A 15,124-nucleotide genomic window follows, 5' to 3' on the forward strand; every position below is an offset into this window, starting at 1 on the left:
TTTTCATACGGCATGTAAAGGTTTACACAACACAGGAACTGTATAACTTTGCCGCCAAACCCGGCGGTCGGTTACAGAGCCGCCCAAGAAGGGCATGCCGGGGAAATCGGCGGGGGTGAGGGAAGCTTGAGCGCGACAAAGCCGGCGACGATCGAGGATGTCGCCTTGATAGCCGGCGTATCGATAGCGACCGTCAGCCGGGCGCTGAACGAACCAGGCAAGGTTGCCGATTCGACACGGCGCAAGATTCTCGATGCGGTTGCGCAGACGGGATATACCACCAACGCGATGGCGCGCAGCCTGCGGATGCGGCGCGCAAACATGATCCTGATCCTCGCACCAGACGTGGGCGATCCCAACTTCTCCAACATTCTCGTCGGCCTCGAAACCGAGGCTTCCAAGCGCGGTTACGGCATCCTGATCGGCAACACCCAGAACGATCCCGAGCGCGAAACCAACTATCTGCGGTTCATCAGTTCCAACCAGGCGGACGGCATTATCCTGCTTACGGGCCACCTGCCCTACGGACTCGAAGCTGCCGGCCCGGTCACGCGCATGCCGCCCATGGTCGCCGTCAACGAGCCCGTGCCCTATGCGGCGATCCCTTTCGTGGGGGTGGACAATTTCGAGGGTGCGCGCGTCGCGACCGATCACCTCATCAGTCAGGGCCACACACGCATCGCCTTCATCGGAAAATCCACGAACCGCGCCGTCGCGATGCTACGCGAACGCGGCTACCGGACTGCGCTGGCAAGCGCGGGCGTGGCGATCGATGAGAGGTTCGTGCTCGAAGCGGACGGGACGACCGAGAGCGGACGCGGCGCCGCCGAGCGGATGTTCGTGCGGGACCAGTTGCCCACGGCCTTCTTCTGCGTCAACGATGCCACTGCCCTCGGCGTGATCATCGCCTTGAGCGCCCGCGGATATGACCTGCCGCACGATTTCTCCGTGATGGGGTTCGATGACATCTCCTACGCGAGCTTCGTCACCCCCTCGCTAACCACCATGAAACAGCCCCGGCTACAGATCGGGGAGGCAAGCATGGACCTGCTCCTCGCCATGCTCGAAGGCGAGGACGTTCAGAAGCGCGAGATTCTGCTTCGATCCGAGCTGATCTTGAGAAATTCTGTCGCGCTACGCCGCGATTAGCCGTTTCTACTGACCGGGGGAAACAGGGGCCGGGGTAGGCAGTTCTTCAAGCGTTTCGCCCGGCATTGTTTCCTCGAGCGTCTCGCCAGCCCCGGTCGTCGTGACGGTGCCCGGGCTCATGGCCGTATTGTACCACAACGCCAACGCAAAACCGATGACGACCAGCGCAATGCCGATCACAAGGACGCGCAGGTTCATCCGTCGCCGGTTTCCCTGGCGCATTTCGGTCGTGGTTAGGTCGGGCTTGGAATCGTTCATGGGTCCCTCGCTTCTTCGTTCAGATGATTCAACGCACCGTATGCCGGGGGCGTTCCCCGCTACGCGCAAAATCTCTTGACCATTCCCGGGCTTGAGCCGACCCTGAAGCAAAAAAGAGGTGGTCGATGACCAACGCAGAAAATCTCGCCCGCATGATCCGTGCGGGGCGCGGCATCGAACCTGCCGACATCGTGATCAGCAATGTCCGGCTGCTCGACGTCATTACCGGAGCGGTCACCCCAACCGAGATTGCCATTGTCGGCGACAGGATCGTGGGCACCCACGCCCACTACAAGGGCCGCACCGTGATCGATGGCGGCGGACGTTTTGCCGTATCCGGCTTCATCGATACCCACCTCCATATTGAATCCTCGCTCGTCACGCCCCACGAATTCGATCGCTGCGTGCTGCCCCACGGCGTTACGACCGCCATCTGCGATCCCCATGAGATTGCCAATGTGCTGGGCACTGAGGGCATTCGCTATTTCCTCGATTGCGCCGACGAGACGATCATGGATGTGCGGATAAACCTCTCGTCCTGTGTGCCGGCAACGCCCTTCGAAACATCCGGAGCACGACTTGAAATCGAGGACCTGCGGCCCTTCCGTGGCCATCCCAAGGTCATCGGCCTGGCCGAGATGATGAATTTCCCCGGCGTGCTCAATTGCGATCCCGACATTCTGAAAAAGCTCGAGGACTTTCAGGATGGGCATATGGACGGCCATGCGCCGCTGCTCTCGGGCACCGATCTTAACGGCTATCTCGCCGCCGGTATCCGCACCGACCATGAGGCGACGAGCGCCGCCGAAGCCCGCGAGAAGCTGGCCAAGGGCATGGCCATTCTGATCCGGGAGGGTTCAGTCTCCAAGGACCTCAACGCCCTTGCCGAAGTGCTCGATGAAAACACCTCCACAATGATGGCGCTCTGCTCGGATGACCGGAACCCTCTCGACATCGCAGAGGAAGGCCATCTTGACAGTTCCATCCGGCGCCTCATCGCCAAGGGCCGCCCGCTCCATCACGTTTATCGCGCGGCCTCGTACTCTGCAGCCCGCATATTCGGCTTGCGCGACCGCGGCCTCATCGCCCCCGGCTGGCGCGCCGATATCGCGCTGGTCGACAGTCTTGATGACTGCCGCGTGTCCGATGTGATCGCCGGCGGCCGGCTGGTGACGCCCGAAATCTGGTCTACCCGAGCACCTGTCGAACCGGTGGGGATGGACTCCGTCAAGGCAAAGCCCCTTGAAGCTGCCGCCTTCATCACCGAGCCGCCGATGGGTAAGAACGAAATCCCGGTGATCGGCGTCAAGCCCGGCCTGATCCTCACATTCCGCGAATCCGCAAGTCTTGCCTCGGACGAATTCGGGCTCAAGCCCGATACCGAGGCCGATGTCATAAAGGTCGCCGTGGTCGAACGTCACGGCATCAACGGCAATATCGGACGCGGCTTCGTCAAGGGGTTCGGACTCAAGCGCGGGGCCATCGCCTCATCGGTCGGGCACGACAGCCACAATATCACCGTCATCGGCGCTACCGACGAAGACATGGCGCTCGCCGTCAATCGGCTCATCGAGATCGGTGGCGGATTTGCCGTCGCCGACGAAGGCGAAATCACCGCCGACCTCGCCCTGCCCATCGCGGGCCTGATGAGCACCGAGCCCTTCGAGATCGTTACCGAGCACCTTGAACACCTGCGCCGCGCGGCAAAGGCCATAGGCTGCACTCTGCCTGAGCCCTTCCTGCAAGTTGCCTTCCTCGCCCTGCCCGTCATCCCGCACCTCAAGATGACCGACAGGGGCATGTTCGATGTCGACAAGTTCGACTTTGTAACGTGACCATCCACCTTGATAAGCCTGCGGTCGGGCTTATCTTCTAAGGCATGGACAAAGAACGTTCCCGTCTCGAGCGCATGTTCCTCCGGTTGGAGGAGCGGTTTCCCCGCTTTGCAATGGTGCTTTACGTCTTGCGCCAGCCCTGGGCGATGCTGATCCGGATTCCCCTGGGCATATTGCTGGTCATCGGCGGCCTGCTCGCCTTTCTGCCGATCCTCGGCATCTGGATGCTCCCACTGGGCCTCCTCCTGCTGGCCATCGACCTGCCCTTCCTGCAGAGACCCATGAGTGCCACCCTGTTGCGGGGCGAGCGCCAATGGAAGCTCTGGCGCCGCTCTCGTCGTGACAAGAGGGGTCGAGAAGCCCCGCCGCCAACCTGAAGCCAGATGGTTTTTCAGGCCGCCCTTCCCCGTTGAGAACGGCTAAATCGTTCAAGCTTGCCAATAAGGTTATTTGGCATAACAATAGACGGGCACGGAATGTGCAAGAGGAGGAAGCCATGAGATTGCAAGTCAGGAGCGCCGTAGCGCTCTGTGCATTGCTGTCGGCAGGAATCGCTGCGGCACCCGCACACGCCCAGGAACTCGAATGCACCGATATCACGGCGCATGATTTCGGTATCGCCGATCTTGTCGTAACAGAAGCGCAAGCAATGCCGGCGGGTGAAGATTCGCCGCTCGATCATTGCCTTGTCCGCGGGCATGTCGCCGAACGCACCGGCATCGACGGCAACCGCTACGCGGTATCGTTCGAATTGCGCCTGCCCGACGACTGGAACGGGCGGTTCGTCCACCAGTTCAATGGCGGTAACGACGGTGCCGTGGTTCCCGCCCTGGGCGGCCTGATGACGGGCGACCCATCCGACACCGCACTGTCACGCGGTTATGCTGTGGTTTCCAGCGATGCCGGTCATGACGGCTCGGCCCACCCCGAAGCCGGGCTCATCGGCGGTTCGCTATTCGGCTTCGATCCAGAAGCTCGCGCCGATTATGGCTATGGCGCCGTTGCAAAGCTCAATCCCGCAGCGGTCGTCATGGTCGAAACCTATTACGGCGAGGAAATCGCCTTTAGCTATGGCGTTGGCGGCTCGAACGGCGGGCGCCACGCCATGGTCCAGGCAACAAGACTCCCCGACGCTTTCGATGGCATCCTCGCCGGCTATCCCGGCTTCAACCTGCCGAAAGCCGCAGTCCAGCACGCCTGGGACGTGCAAGCGTTCCACGCCATCAACGGCGACGTACGGACCGCCTTTGCTCCCGGCGAGCTCGACGTTGTCGCCGATGCCGTTCTTGCTGCCTGTGACGGGCTCGACGGCCTCGAAGATGGCATCATAAACGACATGCACGCCTGCCAAGCGGCGTTCGATCCATCAACACTCGTCTGCGAGCCGGGCAGCACAAATCAGTGCCTAAGCGCAGCCCAGGTTGAGGCGCTGGTTCAAATCCATGCGGGCCCCACCAATTCCGCGGGCGAACAGCTCTATACCAATTGGGCGTGGGATCGTGGGATCGCCACTGGCGATTGGCGCTTCTGGAAACTCGAAAGCCCGATCCCGCCCTGGGACCACCTGCCGTTGATCGCAACGATGGGCTCGGCCTCGCTTTCGACGATCTTTTCCACACCGCCCTTCGAAATCGGCGGTGACCCGGACTCTCTCCTGCAATTCCTGCTCGACTATGATTTCGACACCGACCCCCAACGCATTTCCGCTTCGGATGGCGACTTTGCCTCCCCGATGGAAGTTATGACGCCGCTCGATGCCCACAATCCCGTGATGGCCGATTTTCGCGACGCCGGAGGCAGGATGATCGTGTTCCACGGCGTCTCCGATCCCGTGTTTTCGGTGATGGACACCATCGACTGGTATGAAATGCTTGACGAAAACAACGGCGGTAATGCTGGCAGTTTCGCAAAGCTCTACACCGTCCCCGGCATGGGCCACGGCTCGGGCAGCCCCGCTACAGACAAGTTCGACGCCTTCAGCGCGCTGGTCGATTGGGTCGAGAACGGGAATGAACCCGATTATCTCGTCGCCACCGCGACGCCGGACAACCAGTACGTCCCCGAACTCGTCGGCGTCACGCGCAAGCTCTGTGTCTACCCCGCTGTTGCGCGCTACACCGGCGCAGACGAGGACAGCCACGAAAGCTTCACCTGCGAGTGATCGTCGAACAGAAACAAGGGCCCGCCAATCCGGCGGGCTCTTTCTATGCTCCGGCCTTCTTTTGCCGCCGCCTGGCGTGGAGAATCGGCTCGGTATAGCCCGAGGGCTGGCTGGTGCCTTCAAGCGCCAGCGCCAGCGCCGCCTGGAAAGCGACCGAGTTTTCCGGATCGGACTCCATCGGCTCATAGAGGGGATCGCCCGCGTTCTGCTCGTCGACCACCTTTGCCATGCGCGTGAAGGTGGCGACCACCTCGTCCTGCGTCACCACCCCATGCCAGAGCCAGTTGGCAATGGCCTGAGAGGAAATCCGGCAGGTGGCGCGATCCTCCATCAACCCTACATTGTTGATGTCGGGCACCTTCGAGCACCCGACCCCCTGATCGATCCAGCGCACGACGTAGCCAAGAATGCCTTGCGCATTGTTCTCAAGCTCGCGCTGGATTTGCGCCGCCGAAAGGCCCGCTGCGTCGAGCACCGGCATCGAGAAAAGGTCGGTGAGCGGCGGGATCGGCTCGTTATGACGACGCTTCTGCGCCTCGGACACATCGACCTCGTGATAGTGCAGCGCATGCAGTGTCGCCGCCGTGGGTGACGGCACCCACGCGCAATTGGCGCCCGATTTGGGATGCCCGATTTTCTGCTTCATCATCTCGGCCATGTCGTCTGGCCGGGCCCACATGCCCTTGCCGATCTGCGCCTTGCCCGGCAGTCCGCAGGCGATCCCAATGGTCACATTGCGGTCCTCATACGACTGGATCCATCGCTCGGCCTTGATCTGGTCCTTGAGCAGCACCGGGCCCGCTTCCATTGAGGTATGGATTTCATCGCCCGTGCGGTCGAGGAAGCCCGTATTGATGAAGAACACCCGCTCGCGCGCTGCATAAATGCACGCCTTGAGGTTGGCCGATGTCCGGCGCTCCTCATCCATGATGCCGATCTTGATGGTATTGGCCGGTAAGCCGAGAATCTTTTCGACCTCGCCGAACACATTGCAGGCGAACAGCACCTCGGTCGGCCCGTGCATCTTGGGCTTCACGATGTAGATCGAACCGGTCTTCGAGTTTGCCCGGCGCGCCAGATCGTGCATGGCGCAAAGCGTCGTCACCATCGCATCCATGATCCCCTCGCCGATGGGCTCGCCCTCGGCATCGAGAATGGCGTCGGTCGCCATCAGGTGTCCGACGTTGCGCACCAGCAGCAGCGCCCGACCCTTGAGCGTCAATTCCGCGCCGTCCGGCGCAGTATAGACGCGTTCGGGATTGAGTCGGCGCGTCATCGACTTGCCGCCCTTCTCGAACGTGTCTTCGAGATCGCCTTTCATCAGGCCCAGCCAGTTGCGATAGACCACGACCTTGTCCTCGGCGTCGACCGCCGCCACCGAATCCTCGCAGTCCTGGATGGTGCTGATTGCGCTCTCCACGATGACATCGGCCAGATGCGCAGGCTGGGTCGCACCGATCGGATGGCCCGCATCGATGACCAGTTCGACATGCAATCCGTTGTGGACCAGCAGAATGCGGAGCTTGCCGTCATCCTCGGCATAGCCCGCATAGCTCTCGGGATAGGCCAGTTTGACCGGCCCGTCCTGGCTTTCGATCACCAGCTTTCCTTCGGCAATGCCGTAGCGCGTCACTGCGCTGTGCTTGACGCCCAAGAGTGGAAAGGCCTCGTCGAGAAACGCAGCCGCCTTGGCAATCACAGCAGCCCCGCGCTCGGGATTGTAGCCCTTGCCGACGGCCAGATTGCCGTCCTGCGAAATTGCATCGGTACCGTAAAGAGCATCGTAAAGGCTGCCCCAGCGGGCATTCGCCGCGTTGAGCGCATAGCGCGCGTTCGACACCGGAACCACAAGCTGCGGGCCTGAGATCGAGGCAATCTCGGGATCGAGATTCTCGGTCGTGACGCGAAAATCGTCCGGCTCCTCCTCGAGGTAGCCAATCTCCTTGAGGAACGCGATATATCGCTCGGGGTCTGAAGCCACAGGCCCGTTCTGCTTGTGCCAATCATCGATACTGGCCTGCATCCGGTCGCGAATATCGAGCAGTTCCCGGTTCCCCGGCATATAGGCAGCGACCAGCCCTGCAAATCCGCTCCAGAAGGCATCCGCATCGAGGGCCAGCCCCGCCATCGCCTCGCCTTCGATAAAGTCGGCAAGCCGGCCATCGACCTGCAGCCCGGCGCGATTGACGTATGTGCTCATTACCCTGCCTCCTTGGTTGTCTCCGCTGCCCCATCCCTAGCCCTTCCCCCTCAAGGGGAAAGGGACCGTTTCGAGCTCGCGGCAGTACCTGCCAAAAGCACCGGGAGGATTCTCCTCCTCCTTGGGAGGGAGGGGCTAGGTTATGCGATGCCAGCCCTACACATCGGCACCGGCCGAGCCAACGTACCACGCAAATTCCTTTCACGATGCGGAAACGCGCTTGGCTGCCTCGCCGGCGACATAGGTCTCGGCCACCACCCGGTCGTCTCCGCAAGTCTGGAGCAGAAACAGCTCCTCGGGAAGCGTTTCAACGCATTCCATCTTGAGCGCCATGTGCGGCACGGCCCGCGCATCGAGCACCACGATATCGGCATCGGCGCCGGGTTCGAGCGTGCCGATGGTGTGTTCGAGCGAAAGCGCCCGCGCATTGCCGAGCGTCATCATGTAGAAACTCTCGATGGGCGAAAGCCGCTGGCCCCTGAGCTGCAAGACCTTGTAGCCTTCGTCGAGCGTGCGCAGCATCGAATAGCTCGTGCCACCCCCGATATCGGTGGCCACTGCAATCCGCACATTGCCAGCCCGCATCCGCTCGCGGTCGAATAGCCCCGAGCCGATGAAAAGGTTCGAGGTCGGGCAGAAAACGGCCACCGAGCCGGTTTCGTACATGATCGCGATTTCCCGGTCCGTCATATGGATGCAATGGCCGAGCAGCGTTCTGGGCCCGAGCAGTCCGTAATGCTCGTAAACCCCCACATAGTCTGGCAGGTTGGGAAACAGTTCCCTGGCAAAGGCGATCTCGCCAAGACTCTCGTTCACATGCGTCTGGATGTAGGCGTCCGGATACTCGCGCGCCAGATCCTGGCACATCTCGAGTTGTTCCGGCGTCGAGGTCAACGCAAAGCGCGGCGTGATGGCATAATGCAGCCGCCCCAACCCGTCCCACTTGTGCAGGAGCCGCTTGCTCTCGTCATAGCCCTTCTGCGGCGTATCGAGCAGCGCATCCGGCGCGTTGCGGTCCATCATCACCTTGCCCGCGATCATGCGCATATTGCGCTTGTTGGCTTCGGTGAAAAACGCATCCACAGATTGCGGATGCACCGTGCAATACGCCGCGGCGGTCGTCGTCCCGTAGCGGATCAGTTCATCGAAAAAGAGCGCGGCTATTCGCGCGGCATGTCCTTCATCGGCAAAGCGCTGCTCCTCGATGAACGTATAGGTGTGGAGCCATTCGAGCAGATCCCTGGCATAGGACCCCACGACCTGCATCTGCGGGTAGTGAATATGGGTGTCGATGAACCCCGGCATGATGAGGTGGGGCCTGTGGTCGATCACTTCGGCATGGGGCATGGCCAGCTTAAGCGCCTCGGACCATTCGCCGACGGAAACAATCTTCCCGCCGGCAATCGCGACCGCTCCATCCTCGAAATACCGATAGGAGGCGTGATCGTCCGCGCCCTGCGGCTCATCGAGAAACGTTAGCACACGCCCGCGCAGGATTTTGCCCTTCATAGGCGCGATTCCCCAGTCACCGATTGGTACCAGACGACGATCAACTCCCGTTCCTCGGGCGTCATCAATGAAACATTGCCTGGCGGCATGGCGTGGCTCCGCCCGGACTGGATGTAGATTTCGCGCGCGTGCTCGGCAATCTCGATGGGCGTGTCGAACCTCACATTCCTTGGCGCCATATGCACGCCCTCCCAGAACGGCTCGGCGGTGTGGCACATGCCACACCTGCCCTGAACCGTATCCGAAACGGCTTCGAAATGCGCATCGCTCATGAAGCGCTGCGCCGTGGCGCTGGGCTGCGCCTCACCGGTGAGAACCCTGGGCGCGGAAGACAGCCACATGATCCCCACAAACAGGATCGCCGCCAGCGCCCACGTCCAATAAGGCCGGTGGCCGGTTGCGTGCATGGTGTTGAAGAAATGCCGGATCAGGACGCCGATTAGGAAAATCAGCCCCGCGATAATCCACGAAAATTCGGTCGCATAGGCCAGCGGGTAATGCCCCGAGAGCATGAAGAACAGCACGGGTAAGGTGAGGTAGTTATTATGAACCGACCGCTGTTTGGACTGCGCGCCCAGCGCCGGATCGGGCGCTTCGCCGGCTTTCAACGCAGCGACGATCTTCTTCTGGTTAGGTATGATGATGAAAAAGACGTTGGCCGACATGATGGTCGCCGTGAAAGCGCCCATATGCAGGAACGCCGCCCGCCCCGAAAAGACCTGCAGATATCCCCAGCCCATCGCGACCAGAACCACGAAAAGCATGACCATCAATCCGGTCTGGTATTTCCCGATCGGCGAGCGGCAGAGAAGATCGTAAAGAACCCAACCCAGCGCAAGCGATGCCATCGAGAGCAGGATAGCCCCGCCAACCGGCAGGTCTATCACTGTCCGGTCGATCAGAAACAGGTCGGCCCCGGCATAATAGACGATGGCCAGCATCGCAAAGCCTGTGAGCCAGGTGGTGTAGCTCTCCCATTTGAACCAGACGAGGTGCTCGGGAAGATCGGGCGGCGCGACCACATATTTGTTGATGTGATAGAACCCGCCCCCGTGCACTTGCCATTCCTCGCCCAGCACGCCCTGGGGCAGGTTCCCGTGCTTGCGCAACCCCAGATCGAGCGCGATGAAATAAAACGACGAGCCGATCCAGGCGATCCCCACGATCACATGCGTCCACCGTACGGCAAACGCCAGCCATTCCCAAAAAATCGTGAAGTCGGTCATATCGTTATCGCCCCAGTTTAGCTCCGCGGGAATCGCAAGCATCGCTCCCCCCGCCCCTAGCCCCTCCCCTCAGGGGGGAGGGGGACTGACCTTCGTATTTCGCAAGTATCAGCCAAAAACACTGAGAGGATTCCCCTCCCCCTTGTGGGGAGGGGCTAGGGGTGGGGGTAAGCGATCTATCCACGCGCGCCACCACATGCCGCCACCGCCCGCACGATCTCCGCCGCCGTCAGCGCCGCGATCACTTCCGGCCGCTTGTCGTCAACGTCCGCGCCGCCGATGGGCATGGTGAGCCCGTCCATCAGCGCAACGTCGTACCCCATATCCGAAAGCCAGTTCTTGAAGGTCGCCCTTTTTGTCTTCGACCCGATCATCCCCACATAGGCGGCGTCGCCACGCGAGAGCGCCTCGTGCGCGATGAGGAAATCCAGCCCGTGATCGTGCGTCAGAACGACGAAGACCGATCCGCGCGCCGCATCGCGCACTACGGCCTCCTGCACCGCGACATGCCTCGCTTCGATCCCCTCGGGAACCTTGGCGATTTCTTGCGCCCGGTTATCGACCAGCAGCGTCCTGAACGGGAGCAGGGCAAACGCCTGCCCCAGCGCATTGCCCACATGGCCCGCCCCGAAGATGTAAACCGCCGTCCGCGCCGCATATTCGCGCACCGCGCGCTCGCGCAGCATTTTTGCCGTCTCGGCATCGTTACGGGTCAGGCTCACCGACACGCGCCCGCCGCAGCATTGGCCGATCTCCGGCCCGAGCGGAATGTCGAGCGCAGCCACGCCCTCACCTGCAACCAGCGCCTCACGCGCCCGCTCAATGCACAGGAACTCCAACTGCCCCCCGCCGATCGTGCCAAGCGTATCGTGGGCCGAAACCACCATCCAAGCCCCCGCCTCCCGCGGGGTCGAACCCAGCGCCTCGACCACCTCGACCAGGACGGCATCGCCTGCCCCTTCGAGAAAGTCGCGCAACCTTTGGGCGGTGACGCTCATAGGCTCGCCGCCTCGCGTTTGAGTCTCTCGATGGTCATCAGAACGCGCTCGGGCGTTGCTGGCGCGTCCATGCGCGGGGGGATCTTGTAATCGACGACACTGGCCGCCGCCATCGACAGCGCTTCGGGTACCGAAAGCGCGAGCATGAACGGCGGCTCGCCGACGGCCTTCGAGCGTCTGATGGTGGGCGCCCGATTTTCCGACCATTCGGCCAGCCGGACGTTGAAGACCTTCGGCACGTCCGATGCCAGCGGGATTTTATAGGTCGAGGGCGCGTGCGTCCGCAGCTGCCCTTTGGCGTCCCACCACAATTCCTCTGTCGTCAGCCATCCCATGCCCTGAATGAACCCACCTTCGATCTGCCCGATATCGATGGCCGGGTTGAGCGACTTGCCGACGTCATGAAGAATATCGACCCGCTCGACCATATATTCCCCGGTCAGCGTATCGACGATCACCTCCGTGCACGCCGCGCCATAGGCGAAATAGAAAAACGGCTGTCCCTTGCCCGCTGCGCGATCCCAGTGGATGTCCGGTGTCTTGTAGAACCCCGCTGCGGAAAGCTGCACGCGCCCGAAATAGGCCTGATCGATGAAATCCCCCCAATCAAACCTCTGGTTGCCAATCAGGACGCAATTGGGTTCGAAAACCACGGCGCTTTCCGAAACGCCGTATTTCGCTGCGGCAAAGGCAACGAGCCTCGATTTGATCTGCTCGGCCGCATTGGCCGCCGCCATGCCGTTGAGATCCGATCCCGATGACGCCGCCGTCGCCGAGGTGTTGGGTACCTTGCCTGTCGTTGTCGCGGTGATCTTCACCTTGTCGAGGTCGACCTGGAACGTGTCGGCGAGCACCTGCGCCACCTTGACGTAAAGCCCCTGCCCCATCTCGGTGCCGCCATGGCTGAGATGGATCGATCCGTCCCGATAGATGTGAACCAGCGCCCCGGCCTGATTAAATGCCGTGAGGGTGAAGCTGATGCCGAACTTGACCGGTGTCAGCGCAATGCCGCGCTTGAGGACTGGCGAAGTCCGGTTGAACGCCACGATCGCCGCGCGCCGCGCACGATAGTCCGAGGAGGCTTCAAGCTCGTCGACGATCCTCGCCACGATATTGTCGGTTATGGTCTGGTGATAGGGCGTGACGTTACGCTCGCTCTGCCCGTAGAAATTGGCCTTGCGAATATCCAGCGGGTCCTTGCCCAGCGTGTACGCGATCTCCTCGATCCAGCGTTCGCACGCCACCATTCCCTGCGGCCCGCCAAATCCCCTGAAGGCGGTGTTGGAGACCGTATTGGTCTTGAGCGGCTCCGATTTCAGCCGCACCGCAGGATAGAAATAGGCGTTGTCCGCATGGAACAGCGCCCGGTCGGTCACGGGCCCCGAAAGATCGGAGGAAAATCCGCAGCGCGCCGCATAGACGGCATCGACCGCGGTGATCTTGCCCTCGTCATCGAACCCGACATCGTAATCGACCACGAAATCGTGCCGCTTGCCGGTGGCAACCATGTCGTCGTCCCGGTCCGGCCTGATCTTGACCGCCCGCCCGAACGTCTTGGCCGCGATGGCTGCGACGACAGCAAAGAGATTGCCCTGGGTTTCCTTACCGCCGAATCCTCCGCCCATCCGCCGAACGATCACATTGACCGCGTTGGACGGCACCCCGAGCGCATGGCCCACCATGTGCTGGATTTCGCTCGGATGCTGGGTCGAGGAATGGACAGTGATCTCGTCGTCCTCACCGGGCACCGCCATCGCGATCTGGCCTTCGAGGTAGAAATGGTCCTGCCCGCCCATCGTGACGGTGCCCCTGATCCGGTGCGGCGACGAGACAAGCCCTGCCGCGATGTCGCCCCGTTCAAGCGTCATTCCCTCGGTCACAAGCACGCCACCCGCAGCCCGCGCTGCAGCGATATCGGCCGCAAACGGCAACTCCCGATATTCCACCTTCGCCAGATGCGCCGCGCGGCGGGCCTGCTCGCGGGTTTCCGCCACGACCGCAAACATCGGCTGGCCCCAGAACTCAACCTTGCCGGGCGCGAAGACCGGTTCGTCATGTTTGCCCGATGGGCTGATATTGTTGTGCCCGGGAATATCCGCCGCCGTCAGCACGCCGACGACCCCCGGCGCCGCCCGTACAGCATCGAGGTCCATCGAAACGATTTCCCCGTGCGCGCAGGACGAAAGCCCCAGATAGGCATGAAGCGTCCCCGTCGGCTCGACCATGTCGTCGATATATTCCGCCAACCCCGCCACATGCTTATGGGCCGAGTCATGCCGCTGGGGCACGTGAACGCCGCCGCTGATTGGCTTGCGGGGATCGAGCGCCGTCATCACGCCACCTCGTGCCGGATGATACGCGCCGCTTCCCCGCCGCTCTCGATGAAGAAGCGCCGCAACAGGTTCTTTGCCGCCAGCATCCGGTATTCAGCCGATGCGCGCCAATCGGTCAGCGGCTGATAATCGGCTTCGAACGCCGGAAGGGCTGCGTCGATCGTTTCCATCGACCAGGGTTTGCCGATGAGCGCCGCCTCGACGGCCCTGGCCCTTTTAGGTGTCCCGGCCATTCCGCCATAGGCAATAACCGCCTCGGATACCATTCCGCCCCCGATTTTCACCCGGAACGCGCCGAGGACGGCAGTAATATCCTCCTCGCGCCGCTTGGAGACCTTATAGACGGCAAAACGCCCATCGGACCGGGGTAGCGGCACCGTCACCGTCTCGACGAATTCGCCCGCGATGCGGTCCTGCTTGCCATAGGCGATGAAAAAATCCTCGAGCTGCACGACCCGCCGCGCATTGCCCATACGCAGCGTAATGCTTGCCCCGAGCGCGATAAGCGGCGGCGGGATGTCCCCGATGGGCGATCCGTTGGCGATATTGCCCCCGACGGTGCCCATATTGCGCACCTGCGCCCCACCGATCCTGTCCCAAAGCTCGCCCATCTGCGGAATATGCCGGGCGATGACCTCAAAAGCCTGCGTGTAACTCACCCCGGCCCCGAATACGATCCTCTCCTCGGAAACCGAAATCCCCCGCATCAGGTGGCCGATATACACAACCGGAGAGATATCGCGCATGAACTTGGTGACCCACAGCCCGACATCGGTGGCGCCGGCAACGATCGTCGCATGCGGATGCTCACCCAGTGCCACGGCAAGATCGTCTTCATCCGCCGGCACGATCAGCAACCCCCTGGCGCCGTGCACCTCAACCCGCTGCCCGTCCCGCAATGCTTCAAGTCGCGTCCGTATCGCCGCCCGATCGGCATTGAGCGCGTCTTCCGCCGCCTGACCGTAGGTGGAGATCGACTGCGCCGCCCGGACGATGGGGGCATAGCCCGTGCACCGGCAGAGATTACCCTGCAAGGCCCGTTCGATCTCGGGCACGGAGGGGTTGGGGTTGGTGAGCCAAAGCCCATAAAGCGACATCACGAATCCCGGCGTGCAGAACCCGCACTGGCTGCCGTGGAAATCGACCATCGCCTGTTGTACCGGATGCAGCCGACCATCCTTGCCCGCCAGGTGCTCGACCGTCACCACATGCGTTCCATCGAGCGAGCCTACGAAACGGATGCACGCGTTGACCGCCTCGTAGACCAGTCCATCACCGTCGAGCCGTCCGACCAGCACCGTACATGCCCCGCAATCCCCTTCCGCGCACCCTTCCTTGGTGCCGCGCAGCATCCGCTCTAGCCGGAGAAAGTCGAGAAGAGTCCGATCCGGCGAAATGTCGGCAAGCTCGACCAGATCATCATTGAGATAAAGCCGGATGCTGTTGCGGGCCATC

Annotated in this window: 11 protein-coding genes; 4 read left to right on the forward strand and 7 right to left on the reverse strand. The window is 62.0% G+C overall.

Translation table 11 applies throughout. The features are described 5' to 3' along the window. Positions 1–126 precede the first annotated feature (126 nt). A complete protein-coding gene (locus I2G20_RS01885; RefSeq protein ID WP_196257973.1) occupies positions 127–1,149 on the forward strand; it encodes a LacI family DNA-binding transcriptional regulator in 1,023 nt (340 codons plus the stop codon). Between the two features lie 6 nt (positions 1,150–1,155). Here the strand turns inward: I2G20_RS01885 and I2G20_RS01890 are convergent, their stop codons facing one another. After that, on the reverse strand, positions 1,156–1,407 hold the full coding sequence (locus I2G20_RS01890; RefSeq protein ID WP_196257974.1) for a hypothetical protein: 252 nt from the start codon (positions 1,405–1,407) through the stop codon (positions 1,156–1,158). Between the two features lie 125 nt (positions 1,408–1,532). On the opposite strand from I2G20_RS01890, the gene ade reads away from it, so the two are divergent. The 3 genes from ade (at position 1,533) to I2G20_RS01905 (ending at position 5,403) form a co-directional block, all read left to right on the forward strand. After that, positions 1,533–3,242, forward strand: a complete 1,710-nt coding sequence (gene ade, locus I2G20_RS01895) for an adenine deaminase (RefSeq protein WP_196257975.1) — start codon at positions 1,533–1,535, stop codon at positions 3,240–3,242. 44 nt (positions 3,243–3,286) lie between these two features. Continuing rightward, a complete protein-coding gene (locus I2G20_RS01900; RefSeq protein ID WP_196257976.1) occupies positions 3,287–3,619 on the forward strand; it encodes a hypothetical protein in 333 nt (110 codons plus the stop codon). Positions 3,620–3,738: 119 nt separating this feature from the next. Beyond that, positions 3,739–5,403 (forward strand): tannase/feruloyl esterase family alpha/beta hydrolase, encoded by a 1,665-nt coding sequence (locus I2G20_RS01905; protein ID WP_196257977.1) that lies wholly within the window; start codon positions 3,739–3,741, stop codon positions 5,401–5,403. Between the two features lie 43 nt (positions 5,404–5,446). On the opposite strand, the gene I2G20_RS01910 is transcribed toward I2G20_RS01905, so the two are convergent. The 6 genes from I2G20_RS01910 to xdhA form a co-directional block, all read right to left on the reverse strand. Continuing rightward, complete coding sequence (locus tag I2G20_RS01910; protein WP_196257978.1) at positions 5,447–7,603, reverse strand: malate synthase G; 2,157 nt, start codon at positions 7,601–7,603, stop codon at positions 5,447–5,449. Between the two features lie 201 nt (positions 7,604–7,804). Further along, entirely contained in the window at positions 7,805–9,112 is a 1,308-nt protein-coding gene (guaD, locus tag I2G20_RS01915; protein WP_196257979.1) for a guanine deaminase, read from the reverse strand. Further along, positions 9,109–10,338, reverse strand: a complete 1,230-nt coding sequence (locus I2G20_RS01920) for a urate hydroxylase PuuD (RefSeq protein ID WP_196258200.1) — start codon at positions 10,336–10,338, stop codon at positions 9,109–9,111. Before I2G20_RS01920 ends, guaD begins: the two co-directional genes overlap by 4 nt. A gap of 176 nt (positions 10,339–10,514) precedes the next feature. Continuing rightward, positions 10,515–11,336, reverse strand: coding sequence for a xanthine dehydrogenase accessory protein XdhC (gene xdhC / locus I2G20_RS01925; RefSeq protein WP_196257980.1), 822 nt, complete (start codon positions 11,334–11,336; stop codon positions 10,515–10,517). Then, on the reverse strand, positions 11,333–13,669 hold the full coding sequence (xdhB, locus tag I2G20_RS01930; RefSeq protein ID WP_196257981.1) for a xanthine dehydrogenase molybdopterin binding subunit: 2,337 nt from the start codon (positions 13,667–13,669) through the stop codon (positions 11,333–11,335). Before xdhB ends, xdhC begins: the two co-directional genes overlap by 4 nt. Next, positions 13,669–15,123 (reverse strand): xanthine dehydrogenase small subunit, encoded by a 1,455-nt coding sequence (gene xdhA, locus I2G20_RS01935; protein WP_196257982.1) that lies wholly within the window; start codon positions 15,121–15,123, stop codon positions 13,669–13,671. Before xdhA ends, xdhB begins: the two co-directional genes overlap by 1 nt. Position 15,124 lies beyond the last annotated feature (1 nt).

Origin of the sequence: Pelagibacterium limicola (assembly GCF_015694405.1) — a bacterium.
Lineage (GTDB): Bacteria > Pseudomonadota > Alphaproteobacteria > Rhizobiales > Devosiaceae > Pelagibacterium > Pelagibacterium limicola.

Bases quoted from the DNA above. Each gene is read 5' to 3' on its own strand.
- I2G20_RS01890 (WP_196257974.1), bottom strand. From the start codon at position 1,407: ATGAACGATTCCAAGCCCGACCTAACCACGACCGAAATGCGCCAGGGA.
- ade (WP_196257975.1), top strand. From the start codon at position 1,533: ATGACCAACGCAGAAAATCTCGCCCGCATGATCCGTGCGGGGCGCGGC.
- I2G20_RS01900 (WP_196257976.1), top strand. From the start codon at position 3,287: ATGGACAAAGAACGTTCCCGTCTCGAGCGCATGTTCCTCCGGTTGGAG.
- I2G20_RS01905 (WP_196257977.1), top strand. From the start codon at position 3,739: ATGAGATTGCAAGTCAGGAGCGCCGTAGCGCTCTGTGCATTGCTGTCG.
- I2G20_RS01910 (WP_196257978.1), bottom strand. From the start codon at position 7,603: ATGAGCACATACGTCAATCGCGCCGGGCTGCAGGTCGATGGCCGGCTT.
- guaD (WP_196257979.1), bottom strand. From the start codon at position 9,112: ATGAAGGGCAAAATCCTGCGCGGGCGTGTGCTAACGTTTCTCGATGAG.
- I2G20_RS01920 (WP_196258200.1), bottom strand. From the start codon at position 10,338: ATGACCGACTTCACGATTTTTTGGGAATGGCTGGCGTTTGCCGTACGG.
- xdhC (WP_196257980.1), bottom strand. From the start codon at position 11,336: ATGAGCGTCACCGCCCAAAGGTTGCGCGACTTTCTCGAAGGGGCAGGC.
- xdhB (WP_196257981.1), bottom strand. From the start codon at position 13,669: ATGACGGCGCTCGATCCCCGCAAGCCAATCAGCGGCGGCGTTCACGTG.
- xdhA (WP_196257982.1), bottom strand. From the start codon at position 15,123: ATGGCCCGCAACAGCATCCGGCTTTATCTCAATGATGATCTGGTCGAG.